The sequence below is a fragment of the Streptomyces sp. BoleA5 genome, from assembly GCF_000373665.1.
Classification (GTDB): Bacteria; Actinomycetota; Actinomycetes; order Streptomycetales; family Streptomycetaceae; genus Actinacidiphila.
The window spans coordinates 22,419-47,465 of record NZ_KB892103.1; the positions used below are offsets into that span (position 1 = coordinate 22,419).

At 74.8% G+C, this 25,047-nt stretch carries 4 protein-coding genes and 1 pseudogene; 2 read left to right on the plus strand and 3 right to left on the minus strand.

Annotated features, from left to right (window positions below):
- On the plus strand, positions 1-1,080 hold the full coding sequence (locus B085_RS0118605) for an iron-siderophore ABC transporter substrate-binding protein (RefSeq protein ID WP_018560083.1): 1,080 nt from the start codon (positions 1-3) through the stop codon (positions 1,078-1,080).
- Between the two features lie 142 nt (positions 1,081-1,222).
- Positions 1,223-1,381 (plus strand): annotated as a pseudogene (locus tag B085_RS0118610) (DSD1 family PLP-dependent enzyme); the annotation flags it as partial.
- Between the two features lie 120 nt (positions 1,382-1,501).
- Here the strand turns inward: B085_RS0118610 and B085_RS42880 are convergent.
- The 3 genes from B085_RS42880 to B085_RS0118625 all read right to left on the minus strand — a co-directional run bounded on the left by B085_RS42880 (position 1,502) and on the right by B085_RS0118625 (position 24,794).
- Positions 1,502-2,512 carry a helix-turn-helix domain-containing protein gene (locus tag B085_RS42880; RefSeq protein WP_018560085.1) on the minus strand — a complete coding sequence of 337 codons (1,011 nt, stop codon included), beginning with the start codon at positions 2,510-2,512 and terminating at the stop codon, positions 1,502-1,504.
- 218 nt (positions 2,513-2,730) lie between these two features.
- On the minus strand, positions 2,731-2,937 hold the full coding sequence (locus B085_RS0118620; protein ID WP_018560086.1) for an MbtH family protein: 207 nt from the start codon (positions 2,935-2,937) through the stop codon (positions 2,731-2,733).
- A complete protein-coding gene (locus B085_RS0118625; RefSeq protein ID WP_018560087.1) occupies positions 2,934-24,794 on the minus strand; it encodes a non-ribosomal peptide synthase/polyketide synthase in 21,861 nt (7,286 codons plus the stop codon). Before B085_RS0118625 ends, B085_RS0118620 begins: the two co-directional genes overlap by 4 nt.
- Positions 24,795-25,047 lie beyond the last annotated feature (253 nt).

The following is a 25,047-nucleotide window of genomic DNA, read 5'->3' on the forward strand; positions in this document are numbered from 1 at the left end:
ATGCCCCGCGCCACCAGAGCCACCCGGATCACCGGACTGCTCGCCTCCGTGCTGATACTCGTCGGCGCGGCAACCGCCTGCGGCTCCTCCGACTCCCCCTCCGACGAGGCCGAGTCGGGCTCCCGCTCCGGCTCCGGCAAGGCGCCGGCGAGCAGCGCCTTCCCCGTCACGATCCCCAGCAAGTACGGCAGTACCACGATCAAGTCCGAGCCCAAGCGCGTGGTCACCGTGGGCCTCACCGACCAGGACGCCGTCCTCGCGCTCGGCACCGTCCCGGTCGGCACCACCGAGTGGATCGGCGGCTACAAGGGCGCCGTCGGCCCCTGGGCCCAGGACAAGCTGGGCTCCGCCGCCGCGCCGACCGTCCTGAAGGACACCGGCACCGGGCCGCAGGTCGAGAAGATCGCCGCGCTCAAGCCCGATCTGATCCTCGCCCTGTACTCGGGCCTGACCAAGGCGCAGTACGACACGCTGTCGAAGTTCGCCCCGGTCGTGGCCCAGCCCAAGGAGTTCAACGACTACGGCATCCCGTGGCAGCAGCAGACGCAGACCATAGGCAAGGCGCTGGGCAGGTCCGGGGAGGCCGCCAAGCTCGTCGAGGGCGTCGAGGCGAAGTTCGCCGAGGCCAAGAGGGCGCACCCCGACTTCGCCGGCTCCACCGCGGTGATGGCCACCCCGTACGAGGGCACCTTCGTCTACGGCAGCCAGGACGCGCGTTCGCGGCTGCTGTCCGACCTCGGGCTGAAGCTCCCGGCGGACCTGGACAAGGTGATCGGCGACCAGTTCGGCGCCAACATCAGCAAGGAGCGCACCGACCTGCTCGACCAGGGCGTCGCCGTGTGGATCGTGCCGGACACCACCGGGGCCGTCGCCAAGCTGCACAAGGACAAGCTGTACGCCGGCCTGAAGGTCGTGAAGGAGGGCCGCGAGGTCTTCGTCCAGGAGACCGGCGACTACGGCAACGCGGTCTCCCTGTCGACGGTGCTGAGCATCCCCTACGTCCTGGACCGCCTCGTCCCGCAGCTGGCCGCCGCGGTGGACGGCGACCCGGCGACGAAGGTGGAGCAGCCCGCCTCCTGAGTGTCCGCCGGCGCGGCGCTCCGTACCGCGCCGCAGGACCGTGGAACGCCCCGGCGGGCGGTGCGTGCCCAGGCACGCACCGCCCGCCGGTCTTTGTGCCCTGACACCCTCGGGGAACCTTCCCCGCACCTGCTTCACCGAACTGCCCGACCTGCCGGTCGGCACCCGGCTGCGCATCCTGCCCAACCACGCCTCCGCCACCGCCGCCCAGCACCACGGCTACCACGTCGTCGACAGCAGCAAGGGCACGGAGCCCGCCCCGGTGATCCAAGCGCGCCGGCCCCGCATCACCGGCCGGTGACCTGCCCCGGGCCCATCCCTCCTCACCCCAGGAATCCGCCGGGGCCGCCGTGCCGCTGCGAGGCGTACGCGCACGCGCACGCGCACGCGGCGACCATCCGGCGCGCCGGAACCGGCACGGTCAGGGTGGTCCGTCCCAAGTGCTCTGCCGGCGATGTTTCGTCTCCGGTGAAAGCCCACTGCGACCCCACCGGAAGTCGCGGGGGCTCACGCCGTACGCCGCCTTGAAGACACGACTGAAGTGGGATGCGCGGGCGAACCCCCACCGGTGGGCGATGGCCTCGATGGTCATGAACTGGTGCACTGGCGACGCCAGTTCCCTCCGGCACTCTTCGAGGCGCTGGGTCCTTATCCATTCGCCGAGGGTGATTCCCGCTCGGGACAGGGTCAGGTAGAGCCAGCGTACGGAAACGTCGTGCTCGGCTGCGATTCGCTCAGCGGTCAGATCGGGGTCTGCCAGATGGAGGCGCACGTATTCCTGAACACGCTCAAGAAGTGTGTCGTTCAGGAGCCTTCTGGTCAGGTCGTCCCCGTACAGGACCATGGTGACCACAGCCCTGATCAGGTCGACACTGGGCTCCGTGAACAGGGCGGTATCAGCCTTGCCGGCAGCGCCCCGATGACGAGCCAGTCGGGTGAAGAACGCTGCTGTGGCGCCCACGGCCGGTCGCTCCGAACTGAGTGGACCAGCCGTGATCCGATCGAGCAGGGACGGCCGCAGCCCCAGGATGTGCGTGGGAACGCTCACGAGAACTCCACGTACTGGGCCGTGGAACAGGACCTCGTAGGGCTTCGCATTGTCGAGCACCATGAGATCCCCGGCCCTTATCACTCCGTGCCTGCCCGCCTGGTGGAACTGGGAGACCCCCGCTTCCCGGATGGAGACGAGAATCTGCGGCACCATGCACCCGTCCACCGGGGCATCAGTGCGCCGGATACGGGTCACGTTCCAGCCGATCTCCGAGACTTTCACCGACCCGAGCGCACTGGTGGTCGCGTAGGCCTGCTGGCGATTCGGGTCCGAGGGAAGATCCACCTCTGCGCGGCCGTTGACGACGGACCCCGAGAGTTCACGGATCGCATTCGCCCGATCACTCGGAGCCAGCGACGCCACGTCGAGTCGATCTGCCACGCGGGCTTCCTCCTGAACCGGTCGCGGAGCCTGCATTGGACGGCAGATTCCCACCGTACTGCGGCAAATGATCCATTCTTCATGGTTTTGCCGAACTTTGAGCATGTATTCCGTCAGCACTCCTTCCGGCCGGGGGCGGCGTCGCAGAGCGCCCCACGAGGGGCACGAAGGGGCCGCCCCGCGGTGCGCGGGGCGGCCCCTTCGACGTGCGTCGACCGTCAGCGGCCCTCGACGAGGCTCTTCGGGCGCAGGTCCGTCCAGTGGGTCTCCACGTACTCCAGGCACTCCTGGCGGCCCGCCGGGCCGTGGGCGACCGTCCAGCCGGCCGGGACGGCGACGAAGTCCGGCCACAGGCTGTGCTGGCCCTCGGCGTTGACCAGGACGGAGTAGACGCCGTCGGGGTTCTCGAAGGGGTTGCTGCTCATCGGGTGGTTTCCTTCCGTGTGACCAGGGCCTCAAGGGCCCGGAACCAGGTCTGCGCCAGATCCCGGACGGCCTCCTCGGTGAGGAGTTCGCCGGCGTAGGCCCAGTGGGCGCTCAGCTCGGGGCCGCCGGGGCGGTCCTCGGTGAGGGCGTTGAGGGTGAGGGCGTGGGACATCGGCATCCCGGGGTCGGCGTCGAGGTCGGCGGCGTCGCCCTCCGGCGCGTACGACCAGTCGGCGGCCTCGGGGACGTCGAAGCGGCCCATGTAGTTGAACTCGATCTGCGGTTGGGCGAGCCGGGCCAGTTCGGGCCCGGTGACCGGGTTGAGGTGGCGCAGCAGGCCGTGTCCGACGCCGCCGGTGGGCGCGGCGGTCAGGTGCTCGCGGACGCGGGCGACGGCCTCGTCGGGGTCGAGGCCCGCGGGGCCCGGGTCGAGGCGGACCGGGACGACGCTGGTGAACCAGCCGATGGTGCGCGACAGATCGGCGTTGCCCGCGAGTTCCTCCTCGCGGCCGTGGCCTTCGAGGTCGACGAGGACGGCGCTGCCGGGCTGCGCGCCGAGCACCCTGGTCCGCCAGTCGGCGACGGCCCGCGCGAAGGCGGTCAGCAGCACGTCGTTGACGCTCGCGCCGTACGCGGCGGGCACCCGCCCGAGCAGGGGTCCGGTGATGTCGGCGGGCAGGGTCAGCGTCAGGTAGCGGGTGCTCTCCACGGTGTCGCGTTCCGTGTCCAGCGGGCGGGCCAGCGGCAGGCCCGCCCCGTCGGCGAGGACCGAGGTCCAGCGGGGCAGTTCGTCCTCGCGGGAGGGGTCCTGCGCGCGGGCGGTGAGCAGTTCGGCCCAGCGGCGGAAGGAGACGTCCACGGGGGGCAGTTCCGGTGTGCGGCCCGCGGCGACGGCCGCCCAGGCGGTCTCCAGGTCGGGGAGCAGGATGCGCCAGGTCACGCCGTCGACGACGAGGTGGTGCAGGAGCAGCAGCAGCCGTCCCGGGCGCCCGGGTCCGGCGTCGAACCACACCGCGCGCACCATGTCGCCGGTGTCCGGGTCGAGTCCGGCCCGCGCGGTGACCGCGTGGGCGGAGATCGTCTCGCGCAGCTCGGCGTCGTCCGCGCCGGCGACGTCGGCGCGGACGAGCCAGGACGTCACGTCGACGGTGCCCGGGGCGGGCACGCGCAGCGCCCACCGCTCGCCGCGCTCGCCCTCGGAGCACGGCCGGGTGCGCGTGCGTTCCAGGCGGGCGCGGAGCATGTCGTGCCGGTCGGCGACCGCGCGCAGGACCGCCAGCAGGCCGTCCTCGTCCGTGTCCGCCGGGGTCTGCAGGAGCGCGGCCTGGTGGTATCCCCAGATGGGGCCGCCACGCTCGCACAGCGCGTGCATGATCGGGGTGAGCGGGACCAGGCCGGTGCCGTCGTCGTGGGTACGGACCAGCTCGTCGCCGGCGAGCGGGACGGCGGCCTCGGCGAGCGAGGCGACGTCGCGGTGCTGGAAGACCTGCCGGGGGGTGATCCGCAGTCCCGCCGCACGGGCCCGGCTGACGAACCGCATCGCGACGATGCTGTCGCCGCCGAGGGCGAAGAAGTCGTCGTCGGTGCCGACGGCCTCCACGGGCAGTCCCAGCACCTCGGCGACGATGCCGCACAGGGTGCGTTCGGTGCCGTTGCCGGGCCTGCGGCCGCCGGTGCCCGCGGTGAAGTCGGGGGCGGGCAGGGCCTTGCGGTCCAGCTTGCCGTTGGACAGCAGCGGCAGCCGCTCCAGGACGACCACGGCGGCCGGGACCATGTACTCCGGCAGGCTCGCCGCCACATGGGCCCGCAGCGCGACGGGGTCGGGGGCGCGCCCCTCGGCGGGGACGACGTATCCGACGAGCTGACGCACGCGCGGCCGCTCCTCGCGTGCGGCGACCACCACCTGGGCGACGGAGTCGTGCGCGGCGAGGGCGGTCTCGACCTCGGCGAGCTCGACCCGGTAGCCGCGGATCTTGACCTGGTCGTCGGAGCGGCCGGCGTACTCCAGCTGCCCCTCCTCGGTCCACCGGGCGAGGTCGCCGGTGCGGTACACGCGGCTCCCCGGCTCCCCGTACGGGTCGGCGACGAAGCGCTCGGCCGTCAGGTCCGGGCGGCCCAGGTAGCCGCGGGCGAGCCCGGCACCGGACAGGTACAGCTCGCCGGTGACGCCGGGCGGCACCAGGCGCAGCGAGGCGTCGAGGACGTACGCCCGCGTGTTGCGGACCGGGCGGCCGACGACGGGCCGGTCGCTGTCGGCGACCCGTCCGACGAGGGCGTCGACGGTGGCCTCGGTCGGCCCGTACAGGTTGAAGGCCTCGGTGGACTCCAGCGCCGCCAGGCGCGACCACAGCGCGTCGGGTACGGCCTCGCCGCCGACGCCGACCACCGCCATCGGGCAGTGGCCGTCCTGGATCAGGCCGGTGTCGGCCATCTGCGCGAGCAGCGACGGGGTCACCTCGATGAAGTCCAGCCCCTCGGCGCGGATGAGGGCGGCGAGGCGCTCCGCGTCGCGGCGCGTCTCGTCGTCCACGATGTGCAGCGCGTGCCCGTCCAGCAGCCACAGCTGCGGCTGCCAGGACGCGTCGAAGGAGAACGACCAGGCGTGGCCGACCCTCAGGTGGCGGCGGCCGGTCAGTTCCTTGGCGCGGTCGTGGAGGTCGTGGCGGTGGCTGTGGAAGAGGCTGGCGAGGCTGCGCTGGGTGACGACGACGCCCTTGGGCCGGCCCGTCGAGCCGGAGGTGTAGATGACGTACGCCGGGTGGTCGGGGGCCGGGGCCTGCGGGGCCGCCTCGGGCAGCCCGTCGAGGGCGTCCAGGTGCAGCACCGGGACGTCCGTGCCGGGGAGGGACGCGGCGAGTTCGCGCGTGGTCAGGATCAGCCTCGGCCCGGCGTCGGCGAGCATGTCGTGGACGCGGTCGGCGGGCAGGTCGGGGTCGATGGGCAGGTAGGCGGCGCCCGCCGTCATGACGGCGAGGATCGCCGTGATGTGGTCGGCGGTGCGCGGCAGCGCCAGCGCCACGATCCCCTCGGGGCCCGCGCCCGCGCCGGCCAGCACGCGGGCCAGCCGCCCGGTGCGCGCGCCGAGTTCGGCGAAGGTCCACGTCACGGTGGCGTCGGTGACGGCGACCGCGTCCGGGGACGCCGCCGCCCGCGCGGCGAACAGGGCGGGGACGGTGGCGTCGCCGGCCGGCGGGAGCAGGGCCGTGTCGTTCCAGGTCTCCAGCAGCAGACGGCGGTCGGCGTCGGCGAGGATGTCGAGCCGTCCGACGGCGGTGTCCGGGTCGGCGGCCATCGCCGCCAGGACGCGGAGCATGGCCGATGCGATGCGCCGGGCGGCGGCCGGGGTGAACAGGTCGGGGCGGAACTCGGCCGTGAGGCGCAGGCGTTCGTCGGGCTCGACGGCCCAGGCGAACGGGTAGTGCGTGGAGTCCTCGTGCTCGCGCACGGACAGGCGCAGGGCCGCCTCGTCGATGTCGCCGGTGTCCTCCGCGACCGGGTAGGACTCGAAGACCACCAGCGTGTCGAAGAGGTCGCCGAGCCCGGCGCCGCGCTGGATGTCGGCCAGGCCCAGGTACTGGTGCGGCAGCAGGCGTGACTGCTCGTCCTGGAGGCGGTCCAGCAGGGCACCGACCGGCTCCTGCGGGCGCAGCCGGACGCGGACGGGCACGGTGTTGACGAACAGGCCGATCATGGACTCGACGCCGTCCAGCTCCGGCGGGCGTCCGGCCACGGTGGCCCCGAACACGACGTCGTCGCGGCCGGTCAGCCGGGAGAGCACGACCCCCCAGGCGGCCTGCACGAGCGTGTTGACGGTGAGGCCGCGGCGCCGGGCGAGCGCGCCGAGCGCCCGGTTCAGCTCCTCGTCCGCCTCCACCGTGTGGGTGCGCGGCACGGCCGGCGCCCGGTCGGCGTCGGCGGGCACCAGGTGGGTGGGCTCCTCCAGTCCCTCCAGGGCCGCGGCCCAGGCGGCCGCGGAGGCCGCCGTGTCCTGCCCGGCGAGCCAGCGCAGGTGGTCGCGGTAGGGGGCGGTGGCGGGCGGGGTGGTCCCGTCGTGGAGGGCGGTCAGTTCCGCCATCAGGCGGGGCACCGACCAGCCGTCGAGCAGCAGGTGCTGGTGGGAGAGGACGAGGCGGTGCCCGCCGTCGCCGGTCCGCGCCAGCAGCAGCCGCAGCAGCGGCGGTTCCGCGGGGTCGAAGCGGCGGCGTTCCTGCAGGAGGAGGCGTTCCCACTCCGTCTCGGCGTCCGCGACGGCCGTCAGGTCGACGTGGCGCCACGGGAGCGGCACCGAACGCGGCGCGACGGCCACGGGGCGGCCGGAGGAGAGGTAGCGGAAGCCCGCGCGCAGGCTCTCGTGCCGGTCGAGGAGGGCCTGCCCGGCGGCGCGCAGCCGCTCGGGGTCGAGCGCGCCCTCGATGTCGTACGACACCTGGACGGTGTAGACGTCGGGGCCCTGGTCGCCGGAGTCGAAGGAGGCGTGGAAGAGCAGACCGGCCTGGAGCGGGGAGAGCGGGAGCGGCTCGGCCGTTCCGGCGCCGCGGAGTTCGGCGCGTTCGGCGTCGGTGAGGCCGGGCAGCAGCTCGGTGCCGGCCGCCGTGTCCGGGCGGACGGTGTCGGAGGCGACGGCCGCCAGGCCCGCGGGGGTCTTGTGGCGGAAGACGTCGCGCGGCGTGATCGTCAGCCCGGCGGCGCGGGCCCGGACGACGAGCTGCATGGCGACGATGCTGTCCCCGCCGAGGGTGAAGAAGTCGTCGTCCGCGCCGACGCGTTCGAGGCCGAGGACGGCCGCGACGAGCCCGCACATGCGCTCCTCGAGCGGGGTGCGCGGCGCGGTCGCGGTGACCTGGGCGGCGAAGTCCGGCGCGGGCAGGGCCGCACGGTCGAGCTTGCCGTTCGGCGTCAGCGGGAGGGTGTCCAGGACGACGAAGGCGGCGGGCACCATGTGCTCCGGGAGCGCGGCGGCGGCGTCGGCGCGCAGGGCCGCCGTGTCGGGCTCCTGCCCGGCGGCGGGGACGACGTAGGCGACCAGGCGCTCGTCGCGGAGCAGGACGGTGGCCGAGGCGACGGCGGGGTGCCGGGTCAGTACGGCCTCGGTCTCGCCCGGTTCCACACGGAAGCCGCGCAGCTTGACCTGGTCGTCGGCGCGCCCCAGGTACTCCAGCTCCCCGTCGCGGTTCCATCGGGCCAGGTCGCCGGTGCGGTACATGCGGCTCCCGGGCTCCCCGTACGGGTCGGCCACGAATCGCTCCGCGGTCAGGCCGGACCGGCCGAGGTAGCCGCGCGCCAGCTGGACGCCGGCGAGGTACAGCTCGCCCGGTACGCCCGGCGGAACCGGGCGCAGGGAGGCGTCCAGCACGAGGGCGCGGGTGTTCCACACCGGGCGGCCGATCGGGACGGCGGCCGCACCCGGCACCACCTGGTGGGCGGTGACGTCGACGGACGCCTCCGTGGGGCCGTACAGGTTGTGCAGCGCGGCCGTGCCCAGCACCTCGTGGAATCGGGCGGCGAGCGGGGCGGGCAGCGCCTCGCCGCTGCAGATCACGCGGCGCAGGCCCGTGCAGCCGGCCGCGGCCGGTTCGGCGAGGAAGGCGTGGAGCATCGACGGCACGAAGTGCGCCGTGGTGACGCCGGACCGCCGGATGAGCCGCGCCAGGTACGCGGGGTCCTTGTGGCCCTCGGGTCGCGCCACGACCAGTGCGGCACCGGTGACCAGCGGCCAGAAGAACTCCCAGACCGACACGTCGAAGCCGGCCGGTGTCTTCTGCAGCACGCGGTCCTCAGGGGTCAGGCCGTAGGTGTCCTGCATCCACAGCAGGCGGTTGACGATGCCCTCCTGCGGTACGACGACGCCCTTGGGGCGGCCGGTCGAGCCGGAGGTGTAGATGACGTAGGCGGGCCGGCGCGGGTCGTACGCCCGCGGGAGCGGGCCGGTGGGGGCGTCCGCCGCCGGGGTCCCGTCGGCGTCGACCACCAGGCGCGGCGCGCCGGTGTCCGGCAGGGCCACGCCCTCGGCGGTCACCACGCACGCCGGGCGGGCGTCGGCGAGCATGAACGCCAGCCGCTCCGCGGGGTAGCCGGTGTCCAGGGGCAGGTAGGCGCCGCCCGCGCGGTGGACGGCGAGCAGTGTGACGACCAGGGCCGCGGAGCGGGGCAGCGCCACGGCCACCGTGGTCTCCGGGCCGACGCCGGCGCCCGCGAGGACGTGGGCGAGGCGTTCGACGCGGGCGTCCAGCTCGGCGTACCCGACGGCGGCGTCCTCCACCAGCAGCGCGGGCGCGGACGGGGTCGCCGCGGCCTGGGCGCGGAACAGCTCGGGGAGGGTGAGGCCGGGCACGGGGTGGCCGGTGGCGTTCCACTCCCCCAGGACGCGGGCGCGTTCGCCGCCGTCCATTACGTCGAGGTGCCCGACCGGCCGCTCGGGTTCGGCGGCGGCCTGCTCCAGCAGGCGTTCCATGCGGCGGGCGAGGAGTTCGGCGGTGGTCCGGTCGAACAGGTCGGCGCTGTACTCGATCCAGCCCTGGATGCCGTTGCCCTCGCCCTGCTCGACGAAGTCGAAGCTGAGGTCGAACTTGGCGGTGTCCTGGGCGAACGGCTCCGGCCGCGCCGTGAGGCCCGGCAGCACGGGCGCGCCGGCGCGCTCGGCGAGGTGGACGACCATCACCTGGAACAGCGGGTGGCGGGTCAGGGAGCGGCCCGGGTCGAGTGCCTCGACCAGGCGTTCGAAGGGCAGGTCCTGGTGCTCGTACGCGGCCAGGTCGGCGGCGCGGACGCGGCGCAGCACCTCGGCGAAGCCCGGGTCGCCGGACAGGTCGGTGCGCAGCACGAGGGAGTTGACGAAGAAGCCGACCAGGTCCTCCAGGCGCTCGTCGCCGCGTCCGGAGACGGGCGCGCCGAGGGGGATGTCGTCGCCCGCGCCGAGGCGGTGGAGCAGGGCGGCGACGGCGGCCTGGGAGACCATGAACATGCTGGCGCCCTCGCGGCGGGCGAGCGTGCGCAGGGCGCGTTCCGGTTCGGGCCGGATCGTGAAGCCCACGGTGCCGCCGGTGTGCGAGGACTCCTGGGGGCGCGGCCGGTCGGTGGGCAGCGCCAGTTCCTCGGGGAGTCCGCGCAGGGTCTCGGTCCAGTACGCGAGGAGATCGTCGCCGGAGTGCTCCAGCAGCTCGCGCTGCCACAGGGTGTAGTCGGCGTAACTCACCGGCAGCGGGGCCCAGTCGGGGGCATGCCCGGCGGCGCGCGCGGCGTAGGCGGTGCCGAGGCCGGCGAGCAGCGCCCGGTCCGACCACTCGTCGGTGGCGATGTGGTGCAGCACCAGCAGCAGCACGTGCTCGTCCCGCCCGGTCGCGCACAGCGCGGCGCGCAGCGGGAGTTCGCGCTCCAGGTCGAACGGCCGCGCGGCGATCCCGGGCAGCTCGTCAGGGGACGCGCCGCCGAGGGTCACCCGCGCCTGCTCGGGGGCCAGGACGCGCTGGTGGGGCACGCCGTCCACGGCCGGGAAGACCGTGCGCAGCGTCGTGTGGCGGGCGACAAGGTCGTTCAGCGCCTCCTCCAGGGCGGCGTGGTCGAGAGCCCCGGTGAGGCGCCAGGCGGCCGGGAGGTTGTAGGAGGGGTCGGCGGCGTCGACCTGGTGCAGCAGCCACAGCCGGTGCTGGGCGGAGGAGAGCGGCAGCCGCTCGGGCAGGGCACGGCCGGCGACCAGCGGCGGGCGCTCCACCGCGCTCTCGCCGTCCAGCAGGGCGGCGAGGCCGGCGACGGTGGGCGCGTCGAAGACGGCCCGCAGTGTCACCTCGGCGCCGAGCGCGGTACGGACGCGGCTGATCAGGCGCATCGCGAGCAGCGAGTGGCCGCCGAGCACGAAGAAGTCGTCGTCGACGCCGACGCGTTCCAGGCCCAGCACGGCGGCGAACTGCTCGGCCAGCAGTTCCTCGCGCGGGGTGCGGGGCAGGCGGCCGCCGACGGCGGCGGACAGGTCGGGCGCGGGCAGCGCGGCGCGGTCCAGCTTGCCGTTGACGGTACGCGGCAGGGCCCCGAGGCCGACGAACGCCGCGGGCACCATGTGGTCGGGCAGCGCGGCGGCCACGCGGGCGCGCAGCGCGGCCGGGTCGGGCTCGTGGCCGGGGGCGGGGACGACGTACGCGACCAGGCGCGGCACGCCGGGTGTGTCCTCGCGGACGAGGACGGCGGCCGCCGCCACGCCGGGACCCGCGGTCAGGACGGACTCGATCTCGCCGAGCTCGACGCGGAAGCCGCGGATCTTGACCTGGTCGTCGGTGCGGCCCAGGTAGTCCAACGAGCCGTCGGCCCTGCGGCGCGCCAGGTCGCCGGTGCGGTACATGCGGTCGCCCGGCTCCCCCGACGGGTCGGCCACGAAGCGCTCGGCTGTCAGACCGGGGCGGCCGAGGTAGCCGCGGGCCAGGCCCGCACCGGCGAGGTACAGCTCGCCGGGCACGCCGAGCGGTGCGGGGCGCAGCCGCTCGTCGAGGACGTACGCGCGCGTGTTGTCCAGCGGCGCCGCCCACTCCGGGGGCCCGCCGTGCCTGCCGTAGGCGTCGACGGCGCATTCCGTCGGCCCGTACAGGTCGTGGACGACCGTGCCGGGCAGCGCGGTGAGCCGCCGCCACAGCGGGGCCGGGGTGGCCTCGCCGCCGACGGTGAGGACGGCGGGCGCGTAGCCGCCGGGGGCGAGGAAGCCGTGGTGCATCAGCTCGCCCAGGTGGGTCGGGGTGAAGTCCGCGTAGTCCACGCCGTGCTCGGCCAGATGGGCCGGCAATCCGGCCGGGTCGAGCATCGTCGCCTCGTCCACGACGTGGAGTTCGTGGCCCGCCAGCAGCCACAGCAGCGGGTCCCACGACCCGTCGAAGCTGAACGAGGCGGTGTGCGCGGCCTTCAGCGCCTCGCGGCCGGTGGCGCGGACCGCCGGCTCGATCATGTCGCGCAGGTGCGCGCCGTACAGGTTGGACAGGCCCTGATGGGTGCCGACGACGCCCTTGGGGGTACCGGTGGAGCCGGAGGTGTAGATCGTGTACGCGGCGCTCAGCGCCGGGTACCCGGCCGGGCGCGCGGACTCGGTCCCGGACGGCGGGCCGTCGGGCAGCGTGCCGTCGAGCAGCAACCGTGTGACGCCCCGTACGGCCGGGAGGTGTTCGGCGAGTTCGGCGGTGGTCAGCAGGCAGACCGGTGCCGTGTCGCGGAGCATGAACTCCAGCCGGTCGGCGGGCAGCGCGGGGTCGAGCGGCAGGTAGCCGGCGCCGGAGGCGAGCACGCCGAGGATCGCGGGGACCATGGCGTGCCGCGGCAGCGCGAGGCCGACGACGGCGCCCTCGGCGGCGCCGTGACCGCGCAGCATCGCGGCGATGGCGTCGACCCGCTCGCCCAGTGCGGCGAAGGTCAGCGCGCCCTCGGCGGTGACCAGCGCCGTCCGCCGCGGGTGGGCGCGGACGGTGTCGGCGAGGATCTCCGGCACCGCGCGGGTCTCGGCGGGGTACCGCGCGGTGTCGTTCCAGGCGACGGCCGCGGCCTCGTGCTCGGCCGGCGCGAGCAGGTCGAACTCCGCGAGCGGGAGGTCGGGTTGGGCCGCGGCCTGCCGCAGCAGCAGGACCAGCCGGGCGACGAGCAGCGCGGCGGTGGCCTCGTCGGCCAGGTCGGTGGCGTACTCCAGCAGCAGCGCCAGCGGGTGCGCCTCGCCGTGGTCGACGAAGGTGAAGTCGAGGTCGAACTTGGCCGTGCCGGTGTCCATGTCGAACCACTCGGTGGGCAGCCCGAAGACGTCGGGGTCGCCGTCCGGGCGGTGGTGGTATCCCAGCATGACCTGGAACAGCGGGTTGCGGCCCGCCGCGCGCGGCGGGTTCACCGCTTCCACGACCCGGTCGAAGGGCATGTCCTGGTGCTCGAACGCCGCCAGCGCGGACTCACGCACCCGCGCCAGCAGCTGACGGAACGTCAATCCGTCGGCGGACAGATCGGTGCGCAGCACCAGGGTGTTGACGAAGAAGCCGACCAGGTCGTCGAGGCCGCTGTCGGTGCGGCCCGCGATGGGCGCGCCGAGCGGCACGTCCTCGCCCGCGCCGAGGCGGTGCAGCAGGGCGGCGGTTGCGGCCTGGAACAGCATGAACATGCTGGTGCCGGTGGCGGTGGACAGCTCCCGCAGTTCCCGGCCGAGGCCGACCGGGACCTCGCCGCGCACGATCGCCCCGGCACCGGTGGGCGCGGCGGGACGCGGGCGGTCGAGCGGCAGCCTCAGCTCCTCGGGCAGGTCGCGCAGCCGCTCGGTCCAGTAGGCGAGTTGCGTGCCGCCGACCGTGCCGAGGAGGCGTTCCTGCCAGAGGGTGTAGTCCGCGTACTGGACGGGCAGCGGCTGCCAGGCCGGGACGGAGCCCGCGACGCGGGCGGCGTAGGCGGACGTCAGGTCCGCCATGAAGGGGCGGTCGGACCACTCGTCGGTGGTGATGTGGTGCAGCACGACCGCCACCACGTGGTCGTCAGCACCGACCCGGAACACCTCGCAGCGCAGCGGCAGTTGCGTGGCAAGATCGAAGGGACGGCGCTGTGCGGACCCGATCAGCCCCGGGAGGTCGGACCCGGCGCACTCGGCGACGGTGAACTCCGGCAGCGCCTCGCCGGCGGGGACGATCCGCTGGTACGGCTCGCCGTCCTGTTCCCCGACGAGGGTGCGCAGCGCCTCATGGCGGCCCGCGACGTCGCACAGGGCCTGGCCCAGCGCGTCGGTGTCGAGGGCACCGCGCAGCCGGAAGACGAGCGGGAAGTTGTACGCGGCGCCGCCGCCGGTGAGGCGCTCCACCAGCCACAGACGGCGCTGCGCGGCGGAGAGCGGCACGAGGCCGGGCCGTTCGGCTGCCGCCGCGAGCGCGGGGCGGGCGGGCCGTCCGGCGTCCGCGCGGACCGCGAGCAGGGCGGGCGTCGGGGCCTCGAAGAGGTCGCGGATCGCGAGTTCGGCCCCGAGTTCGGTGCGGGCCCGGCTGACCAGCCGGGTGGCGAGCAGCGAGTGGCCGCCCAGGTCGAAGAAGCCGTCCTCGGCGCCCACCGACGGCAGGCCCAGCACCTCGGCGAACAGGCGGCACAACACCTCTTCCTGCGGGGAGCGCGGTCCTCGTCCGCCGCCGAGGGCCACGGCCGGCTCCGCGTCGGGCAGCGCCCGGACGTCGAGCTTGCCGTTGACGTTCATCGGCAGCCGGTCGAGGGTGACGAAGGCCGCGGGGACCATGTACTCGGGCAGTTCGCGCTTCAGGTCCTCGCGCAGCACGCGCACGAGGGCGCTCGCGTCGCGGGCCGCCGCCGGTTCGTTGGCGTACGGTGCGCTGCCGCCGCCCGGCCGGTACAGCCCGGCGGTCGTGCCGGTGGCGCCGGCGGGGACGAACACGGCCTCGTAGGTGCCCGTCTCGGCACCCCACGTGGTGAGCACGCGGTAGCCGAGACCGGCGCCCAGGTCGTGCAGGGCCTCCGGGTCGACGCCGTCCGGCCGGACGCGGCCGTCCGGCACGCCGGTGACGCGCAGCCGCTCGGGTCGCTCCTCGCGCAGCCGCTCGGGAAGCCCGGGCGACCAGCCCGCCTCGGGCTCGTCGCCGAGCCGGAGGGAGGGCTCCGCCCGGTAGAGAACGGCGTCGTAGCGGTGGCGGGTCAGCTCGTTGTGGTGGTGTCCTCGCTTGGTGCGCAGGTCGAGTCCGTACCCGAGGTGCGCGAAGAAGTCCGGGTCGACCAGGAGTTCCTTCTCCAGGCGCAGTCCGCGTTCCACGGCCCGCTCGACGTCCGCTGCGCCGGTGCCCCGGGCGCGCTGGATCTCGGTGTGGAAGGTGCGGGCGAGCCGCAGGTTGCGGACGTCGCCGACGAAGAGCGCGCCGCCGGGGGCGAGCAGCTCCATGGCGCCGCGCACGACCGACTCCAGGTAGGCCGCGCTCGGGAAGTACTGGATGACGGAGTTGACGACGATCGTGTCGAAGTACCCGGTGGGCAGCCCCTCCAGGTCGTCGGCGGGGCGGCAGCGCAGCTCCACCTTGGCGGCGAGCTCCGGGTCGCGCCGCAGCTCCTCGCCGATCTTGCGGATGACGGGGGCGGCGAAGTCGGTGGCCCAGTACGCCTCGGCGTCCGGGGCCAGCCGGGACAGCAGCAGGCCGGAGCCGACGCCGATCTCCAGGACGCGGCGCGGGCGCAGTTCGCGGATGCGGGCGAGGGTGGCCTCGCGCCACTCGTGCATGTCGTCGAAGGGGATGGGCTGCCCGTCGTAGGAGCTGTCCCAGCCCGCGTACTCCTCGGTGAAGACGGCGGCGGAGATCTCCTCGTACTCGTCGGAGTAGATCTCCTGCCAGTCGCCGACCTGGGCGCGCTCGAGGGACTCGCGCTCGGCGGCGTCGGCGGGGGCGGGGGCGGGGACGACGTACCCCACCAGGCGGTCGTCGCGGACGACGACGGCGGCCTGAGACACGCGCGGGTGGCGGCTGAGGGCGCTCTCGATCTCGCCCGGCTCGACGCGGTAGCCGCGGATCTTGACCTGGTCGTCGGTGCGGCCGAGGAAGTCCAGGTTGCCTTCGGCACCCCGGCGCACCAGGTCGCCGGTGCGGTACATCCGCTCGCCGGGTTCGCCGAAGGGGTCGGCGACGAACCGCTCGGCGGTCAGCCCCGGCCGGTCCAGATAGCCGCGGGCCAGGCCGATGCCCGCGATGTACAGCTCGCCGGGCACGCCGTCCGGCACCGGGCGCAGCCAAGCGTCGAGGACGTGGGCGCGGGTGCCGCGGATCGGGCGGCCGACGGTCGGGGGGGCGCTGTCGTGGGTGCCGCCGCCGAGGGTGTTGATGGTGTACTCGGTCGGGCCGTACAGGTTGTAGCCGTAGGTGCCCTCGGTGTCGCGCAACCGGGTCCAGACCGTCTCGGGGACGGCCTCGCCGCCGAGCAGCACCAGCGGCGGGACGTGCCCTTCGAGCAGCCCCTCCTCGATGAGCAGCCGGGCGTAGGTCGGGGTGACGTTGACGACGTCGATGCGGTGCCGCTCGCAGTAGGCGGTCAGGGCGTGGGCGTCACGGCGCAGCTCCTCGTCGCAGACGTGCACTTCGTGGCCCTCGACCAGCCACAGCAGCTCCTCCCACGACATGTCGAAGGCGAAGGACACGGTGTGCGCGACGCGCAGCCGCCGCCCGCCGGCCGACGCGATCGCCGGTTCGAAGATCTCCTTCTGGTGGTTGAGCTGCATGTTCGTCAGGCCCCGGTAGGGGGTGACGACGCCCTTGGGGCGGCCGGTGGAGCCGGAGGTGTAGATGACGTACGCGGGGTGCTCCAGGCTGAAGCGCACCTCGACGGGGGTGCCGGACAGCTCCGCCAGCTCGGTGGCGACGGCCGGGTCGTCGAGGAGGACGCGCGGGGTGCCGGCGTCCAGGGTGGCGGAGACGGCGGCGTTCGTCAGGAGCAGCAGCGGGCGGGCGTCCTCCAGCATCAGGGAGAGCCGGTCGGCGGGGTGGTCCAGTTCCAGCGGCAGGTAGGCGGCACCGGTGCGCAGCACCGCGAAGAGGGCCACGACCATGTCCAGGGAGCGCGGCAGGCCCAGCGCGACGACCCTCTCCGGTCCCGCGCCGCGGGCGAGCAGCAGCCGGGCCGTGCGGTTCACGGCCGCGTCCAGCTCGGCATAGGTCAGGGTGCGCTCGCCGAAGACGAGCGCGGTGGCGTCCGGGGTCCGGGCGGCCTGCGCGGCGAGGAGGTCGGCGACGGTCTCGGCGGGCTCGGGAACCCGGCTGCCGGCCCACTCCCGCTCCAGGGCGGCGTGTTCGGCGGGCAGCAGCGGGTCGAGACGCCCGACGGGGGCCGCCAGGTCCTCCGCCATGCGCCCCAGCAGCAGCGTGAAGCGGTCCAGCAGCGCGCGGGCGGACTCGTGCGGGACGACGTCGGGCCGGTGCGCGAGGGTGACGAGGACGCGCTGTCCCGGCGTCACGATCAGGTTGACGGGGTAGTGCGTGGCGTCGACGTTGGCGACGGCGGTGGCGCCGTGCTCGGTGCGCAGCCGCTCCAGCCGGTCCTCGGTGTCGTTGTCGCGCAGCACGAAGAGGGTGTCGAACAGCCGCCGGTGGCCGGTCTCGGCCTGCAGCACGCCGAGGCCCAGGTACTCGTACGGCATCAGTTCCAGCCGTTCGCCCTGGATGCGCCGCAGCAGGTCGAGGACGGTCTCCGCCGGGTCGAGGGCGACGCGGGCGGGGACGGTGTTGAGGAACATGCCGATGACGTTCTCGACGTCCGGCACCTCGGTCGGCCGGCCCGCGACGGTGGTGCCGAAGACGACGTCGGTGCGGCCGGTCGCGGAGGCCAGGGTCAGGCCCCAGGCGGCGTTGAGCACCGTGTTGAGGGTGAGGCCGTGGGCGCGGGCCCGCTCGCGGAGCCGGTCGCCCAGCTCCGCGGGCAGCAGCGCGTCCAGCTGCTCGGGGATGACGGGTTCCAGGCCGGCGTCGGCGACGGCCGGCACGAGGAGGGTGGGCTCCTCCAGGCCGGCCAGCGCGGCGCGCCAGGCGGCGGTCGCGGCGGCGTCGTCCTGGGTGCCCAGCCAGGCCAGGTAGTCACCGTAGGAGCCGGGGCGCGGCAGGCCGGTGTCGTCGCCGCCCGTCGCGTAGAGGGCGAAGAGCTGGTCGAGGAGGAGCCAGGCGGACCAGCCGTCCCACAGGATCAGGTGGCGGCCGATGACGAGGCGGTCGCCAAGCTCAGAGCCGCGGCGTACGAGCAGCATGCGGAACAGGGGCGGCGCGGACAGGTCGAAGCGGCGGGTGCGCTCCTCGTCCATCAGGGCGCGCAGCCGCGCCTCCTGCTCGGCGGCGGGCAGCGCCGACAGGTCGACCGTCGCCAGTGGCACCTCGGGCTCGGCGACGATGAACTGCACGGGCCGGCGCAGCCCGTCGCTGGTGAATCCGGCGCGCAGCCCGGGGTTGCGGTCGAGCAGGGTGCGGGCGGCGGCGCGCAGCCGGTCCTCGTCCAGGCGCTCGGCGAAGTCGAAGGTCTCGTGGACGGTGTAGACGTCCAGGGCGCCGTCGTCGTAGGCGGAGTGGAAGAACAGCCCTTCCTGGAGCGGGGCGAGGGGCCAGATCTCGGCGACCGCTCCCCCGGCGGTGCGGTGGACGCGCTCGGTCTCCTCGGGCGTCAGCTCCGGGCTGACGGGCCCGGGGCGGTTTACGGACGCCGCGCCGGTGCCGGCGGCCAGGGCGAGAGCGGCGGGGGTGCGGTGCTCGAAGACGTCGCGCGGGGTCAGTTCGAGACCGGCGGCGCGGGCGCGGCCGGCCACGCCGATGGAGCTGATGCTGTCGCCGCCGAGGAGGAAGAAGTCGTCGTCGGGGCCCGCGTCCGGCAGGCCGAGGACGGCCGCGAAGACCTCGGTCAGTGTCCGCTCGCGGTCGGTGCGCGGGGCGCGGGCGGGGGCCCGCTCGGCCTCGGGCGCGGGCAGCGCGGAGCGGTCGAGCTTGCCGCTGGGGGTGAGCGGCAGCGCGTCCAGCACGACGAAGGCGTCCGGGACGAGCGGCGCGGGCAGCACGTCGGCCACGGCGGCGCGCAGCGCGGCGGTGTCCGGCCGGGCGCCTTGGGACGGCACGACGTACGCGACGAGGCGCTGCTCGCGCACTGTCACAGCGGCCTGGGCGACCTCCGGGAGCCGTACCAGGGCGGCCTCGGTCTCGCCGGGCTCGATGCGGTTGCCGCGCAGCTTGACCTGGCGGTCGGTGCGGCCCAGGTACTCCACGACTCCCCCGGCACGCCGACGAACCAGGTCGCCGGTGCGGTACATGCGGGTGCCCGGCGCGCCGTACGGGTCGGCCACGAAGCGCTCGGCGGTGAGCGCGGAGCGGCCGTGGTAGCCGCGGGCGAGCTGCTCGCCCGTCAGGTAGAGCTCGCCGGGCACGCCCTCCGGTACCGGGTGCAGGCAGGCGTCCAGCACCCGCAGTCCGGTGTTCCACACGGGGCGCCCGATGGGCACGGTGGTGTCCGGGGCGCCGTCGAAGGGGTGGTGGGTGACGTCGACGGCGGCCTCGGTGGGCCCGTAGAGGTTGTGCAGCGGTACTGCGGTGAGCGCCGTCCAGCGCGCGGCGGCTCCGCCGGGCAGGGCCTCGCCGCTGCTGAGCACTCGGCGCAGGCCCGCCGCCCACGACGCGTCGGCGGTCACCTCCGGGGTGCTCAGGAACGCCTCCAGCATGGAGGGCACGAAGTGCATGGTGGTGACGCCCTGTTCGCGGACGAGTCCGGCGAGGTAGGCCGGGTCGCGGTGCCCGTCCGGCCGGGCGAGGACGACGGCGGCGCCCTCGCACAGCGGCCAGAAGAACTCCCACACACTGACGTCGAAGCTGGACGGGGTCTTCTGCAGCACGCGGTCGCCGGCCGTCAGGCCGTACTCGCCCTGCGTCCACGCGAGGCGGTTGACGATGGCCCGGTGGGTGACGACGACGCCCTTGGGGCGCCCGGTGGAGCCGGAGGTGTAGATGAGGTACGCCGGGTCGTCGGGCACCGCCGCGTCGCCCGCACCGGTGCCCCGGACGTCTTCGGCCGGGGCGTCCACCAGCAGCGGCGTCAGGCCCTCCGCGGAGGGCAGCCGCGGGGCGTCGGCCGCCGTGGTGACGACGGTGGCCGCACCGGAGTCGGCGAGCATGTAGGCGACGCGCTCCGCCGGGTAGTCCAGGTCGACGGGCAGGTAGGCCGCGCCGGACTTGAGGACGCCGAGCAGCGCCACCATCAGCTCCGCCGAGCGCGGGACGGCGACGGCCACGAAGCGCCCGGGGCCCGCGCCGCCGGCACGCAGCCGCACGGCCAGCGCCTCGGCGCGCGCGTCGAGTTCGGCGTACGTGAGGGTGGTGTCGCCGTACACGACGGCGGTCGCGTCGGGCGTCCGGGCGGTCTGCCCGGCAATGGCGGCGGGCAGCGTGGTGACGGGGACGGCGCGGACGGCGCCTTCGAGGTGGGCGGTGTCGTGCTCGCGCGGGGTGAGCAGGTCGACGGAGGCCACCGGACGGCCGGGGTCGTCGCCGATCGCCTCCAGCAGCAGCGTGAGCCGGGCGCCGAGGGCGCGGACGGCGTCGGCGCCGATCCTGCGCGCGTGGTGCTTGAGCCGCAGGTCCATGCGGCGGCCCGGCTTCACGATGAGCGCGAGGGGATAGTGCACGGTGTCGTGGAAGGCGTGGCCGGTGACGCGCACGGTGCCCGAGGGGTCGGCGAGTCCGGTCTCGGCGGGGTAGTTCTCGAACACGACGAGGGTGTCGAAGAGTTCGCCGCCGCCCGCGTGCCCGGAGGCACGCTGGATCTCGGCGAGGCCGAGGTGCTGGTGGTCCAGCAGGGCGCTCTGCTCGTCCTGGAGGCGGCGCAGCAGGGCGCCGATGCCGGTGGCCGGTTCCCAGGCGAAGCGGGTCGGCAGGGTGTTGATGAAGAGGCCGACCATGGAGTCGATGCCGTCGACGGCGACGTCGCGGCCGGAGACGGTGGTGCCGAAGACGACGTCCTGCTGTCCGGTCAGCCGGCCCAGCAGCAGGCCCCAGGCGCCCTGCACGACGGTGCCGAGAGTGACGCCGAGTTCCCGGGCACGGGCCGCGAGGCGGGCCGTGACGCGCTCGGCGAGCTCGACGCGGACCTGCGCGGGCTCCACCGGGCCGCCGTCGGCGGGCGCGTCCACCAGGTGCGTCGGGCCCTCCAGTCCGGCGAGCGCGGTACGCCACGCGGCGCGGGCGGCGTCCCGGTCGGCGGCGGCGACGCGGCGCAGGAAGCCGGCGTAGGCGGGCACCTCGGGCAGGGGCGCCGGGTCGTCCGCGTACAGGGCCATCAGCTCACGGTGCAGGACGGGCAGCGACCACCCGTCCGCGACGATGTGATGGAACGTCAGCAGCAGGCGGCTGCGGTCCGTGCCGAGACGGACGAGCGCGCAGCGCAGCAGGGGCGGCCGGGCGAGGTCGAAGGGCCGGGACCGCTCGTCCGCGGCGACGGCGTCCGCGAGGCCGCGGCGCACGCCGTCTCCCTGGGCGGACAGGTCGACCTCGCGCCAGGGCAGCGCGGCGCCGCCGGTGACGACCTGGACGGGCCGGCCGTCGGGGAGCTGGCGGAAGCAGGCGCGCAGCGGCGCGTGCCGCTCCAGGAGCCGTTCCATGGCGCGGCGGAGCGCGGCGCCGTCGACGGGGCCGGACAGCTCGACGGCCTGCTGGACGACGTAGGTGTCGTGGTCGGCGCCGTCGACGAGGGCGTGGAAGAAGAAGCCCTCCTGCAGCGGGCCGAGCGGCAGCACCTCGTCGACGGTGGCCGTCAGCTCGTCGCGTACGGCGGCCAGTTCCGCGTCCGTCAGCGACACCAGGGGCGCGTCCACGTCTGTGGCGGTGGCGTCGTCCGGGCCGCCCTCCTGGGCGACCTCGGCCAGCGCGGCGACCGTGCGGTGCCGGAACACGTCACGCGGGGTGAGCCGCAGCCCGGCGCGGCGGGCGAGCACGAGCAGCTGGATCGCGACGATGCTGTCGCCGCCGAGGGCGAAGAAGTCGTCGTCGATGGTGACGGTCCGCAGGCCGAGGGCCCGTGCGTACAGGGCGCACAGCAGTTCCTCGCGGGCGTCGCGCGGGGCGCGGCCCGAGCTGAGGGCGGCGTAGTCGGGGACGGGCAGGGCGGCGCCGTCGAGCTTGCCGCTGGGCGTCACCGGCAGGCGGTCCAGGGGGACGAGGGCCGCGGGGACCATGTACTCCGGCAGGAATTCGGCGGCGTGCGCGCGCAGCGTCCGCATCAGCGCGGTGACGTCCCGGAAGGGGGCGGGCCGGTTCGCGGGCGGGCGGCCGCCGCCCGGCCGGTACAGCGCGCCGGGGTCGGCGCCCTCGGGGACGAAGACCGCGTCGACGCTGCCGTCGTCGGCGTCGCCGGTCCAGGTGACGGCGGCGGACAGGCCGTGCCGCGCGGCGAGTTCGTGCAGCGACTCGGGATCGACGCCGCCGGCGCCGTCGGCACGGCTGCTGTCGTCGAGGACGGCGAGGGCGTCGAGGTCCTCGGTGAGGCGGGCGTTGGGCACGGCGGTGACGCGCAGCCGCTCCGGGCGCGCGGCGAGCCGGGCGTCGAGGGTGTCCAGGCCGCCGAGGGCGGCCCATGCGATCTCCTCGCCCGCGTCGGGGGCGGCGTCCGCCGCCGGGCGCAGCACGACGTCGTAGCGGTAGCGGGTCAGCTCGTTGTGGTGGGTGCCGCGCTTGACGCGAACCTGCGCGGCGAAGCCGTCGAGGCCCGCGAACCAGTCGGGGTCGACGAGGAGTTCGCCCTCCCAGGCCACCGACCGGTCGACGGCGGCGCGGAGCGCCTCCTTGTCGTCGGGGCCATCGGCGTTCCCGGCACCGCGCCGGCTCTCCACGGCGGCGCGCAGGGTGCGCAGCAGACGCAGGTTGCGGACGTCGCCGACGAAGAGGGCTCCGCCGGGCGCGAGCAGCGCGGCGGCCTTGCGCAGCACGTCCTCGAGGTAGTCCGCGCCGGGGAAGTACTGGGCGACGGAGTTGATGACGACGACGTCGAAGTGCCCCTCGGGCAGTCCCGTGGTGTCGTGTGCGGGGCGGGCCGACAGTTCGACCCGCCCGGCGAGTTCCGGCACGTCGCGGATCTGGGCGCGCAGCGCGGCGACGGCCTCCTCGGAGACGTCGGTGCCCCAGTACGCCTCGCAGCCGGGGGCGAGGCGGGACAGCAGAAGGCCGCTGCCGACGCCGATCTCCAGGACGCGGCGCGGCTCGAGCGCGGCGATGCGCTCGACGGTGGCCGTCCGCCACTCGCGCATGTCGGCGAGCGGGATGGGAAGCCCGTCGTACATGCTGTTCCAGCCGGCGAAGTTCTCCTGGAAACCCTCGGAGCCCGCCGCGGAGTAGAGGAGTTCGTGCAGGTCCTTCCACTCGGCGACCCCGGCCTCGCCGTCGAGCGACGGCACGACGTACGCGGCCAGCCGCCGGTCGCCGGGACGGTCCTCGCGGACGACGACGGCGGCCTGGGCGACGGCGGGGTGGGCGCGCAGCACGGACTCGATCTCGCCGGGCTCGATGCGGAAGCCGCGGATCTTGACCTGGCTGTCGACGCGGCCGAGGAACTCCAGGCGCCCGTCGGCCTTCCAGCGCACAAGGTCGCCGGTGCGGTACAGCCGCTCCCCCGGCTCGCCGAAGGGGTCGGCGACGAACCGCTCGGCCGTCAGGTCGGGCCGACCGAGGTAGCCGCGGGCGAGTCCTGCGCCGCCGAGGTAGAGCTCTCCCGCGACCCCCGCCGGGACCGGACGCAGCCGGGCGTCGAGGACGTAGGCGTGGGTGCCGGGGTCGGGCACGCCGATGGGGACGATGGTTCCGGCCGGGGTGTCGGGGTCGCACAGGCCGAGCGTGGAGTTGGTGGTCGCCTCGGTCGGGCCGTAGGCGTTGAACATCATGCGGCCGCGCGCGTAGCGGCCGACGAGTTCGGGCGAGACCCGCTCGGTTCCGGCGAGCAGCGTCGCCTCCGCGGGCAGGTGCACGTCGTCGGGCATGGCGGCGAGCAGCGCGGGCGGCAGGATCATGAAGGTGATGCCGTTGGCGTTCGCGTAGTCGGCGAGCGCCGGCCCCGGGACGCGGCACTCCGAGGGCACGACGACGAGCCGTCCGCCGGAGAGCAGGCCGAGGCACAGGTCCCAGAAGGCGACGTCGAAGCCAGGGGAGGCGAACTGCAGCACCCGGCTGTGCGGGCCGATGCCGAAGCGCTCGCTCTGGGTGGCGACGAGCTTGGCGACACCCGCGTGGCAGAGGACGACGCCCTTGGGGCGGCCGGTGGAGCCCGAGGTGTAGATGACGTAGGCGGCGTTGGCGACGGTCAGCCGGCCGCCGAGGTCGGGGGCGTGGGTTGGCAGCCCGGCGAGTTCGGCGACGGTGTCCGGGGCGTCGACGATCAGCGTGGGCACCTCGCCGGGCAGCTCCGCGGCGACCTCGGCGGTGGTGAGGAGGCAGACGGGGGCGGCGTCGGTGAGCATGTAGGCGACGCGGTCGGCGGGGTAGTCGGTGTCGACCGGCAGGTAGGCGGCGCCGGACTTGAGCACCGCGACCTCGGCGACGATGAGCTCCGCCGAGCGCGGCACGGCCAGCGCCACCACCGTCTCGGGGCCGGCGCCCCGGGCGGTCAGGGCGTGGGCCAGCCGGTTGGCGCGGGCGTCGAGTTCGGCGTACGTGAGGCGGACGCCCTCGAAGACCAGGGCGGTCTCGTCGGGCCGGGTGCGGACCTGCTCGGCGAACATGGCGGGCCAGGTGGCGAGCGGGACGTCGTGCCCGGTGTCGTTCCACTCGTGCAGGACGCGGTGCCGCTCCGGCCCGTCCAGCAGCACGAGGTCCCCGACGGCGCGGCCGGGGTCCGCGGTGGCGTCGGCGAGCAGGGTGGCGTAGTGGCCGAGGATCCGGTCGACGGTCGGGGCCTCGAAGAGGCCGGGCCGGTACGAGGCGTGGACCTCACCGGGGGTCACCCGCAGTTCGAGGTCGAGGGGGCCGCCGGCCCAGTCGCCCGCGGCGAAGCCGGTGTTGCAGAGGAGACCGCCGCCGCGGGTCGCCGCGGCGCCCAGTTCGGCGGCGAGGGCGCCGGCGGGGACGCGGTGGGCGCGGGCCCGCGCCGCGGCGTCGGAGACCCGCGCGGTGAGCCCTGCGAAGGTGGTGTCCGCCGTGAGGGCGACGCGCAGCGGCAGCCCGTCGTGGGCGAGGACGAGATCGGTGGCGCCGCCGCCGTAGTGGTGGAGCAGGGCGACGTACGCCGCCAGGTGCCGTTCCTCCGCCGCGGCCGTACCGGGCAGCGCGCGGGAGCGGACGGCGGTGGGTCCCGCGGGGTCTTGCGTATACGGGAGGTCGATGGGGAGGACGGTCTCCTGTGCGAGCGGGATCAGCGTCTCGCGCCAGAAGTCCTTTGCCGTCATCACCGGTTCTTCGTTACCCGACACAGGTGCCCGTGCCTCCCCAGACGTGCGGATCCGACTCGGACGAGCCGCGACCGCTCGCCATATTAAGGTAAGGATTACCTAACTTGATAGCCCTCCCCGCGGGGCACGCCGCACAGCCACGGCGGTAGGGTTAAGGTGTGCCTAACCTAAGGATGGTGGCCGTGGAGCCAGGCCGGTGACCGCCCGCAGAAGCCCGCGCCCAGTCCTGCTCGTCGTGTTGCTCGCCACC

What these genes read in the sequence shown, in the direction of transcription:
- B085_RS0118605 (WP_018560083.1), top strand. Translation starts at nt 1, where the DNA reads ATGCCCCGCGCCACCAGAGCCACCCGGATCACCGGACTGCTCGCCTCC.
- B085_RS0118625 (WP_018560087.1), bottom strand. Translation starts at nt 24,794, where the DNA reads ATGACGGCAAAGGACTTCTGGCGCGAGACGCTGATCCCGCTCGCACAG.
- B085_RS0118620 (WP_018560086.1), bottom strand. Translation starts at nt 2,937, where the DNA reads ATGAGCAGCAACCCCTTCGAGAACCCCGACGGCGTCTACTCCGTCCTG.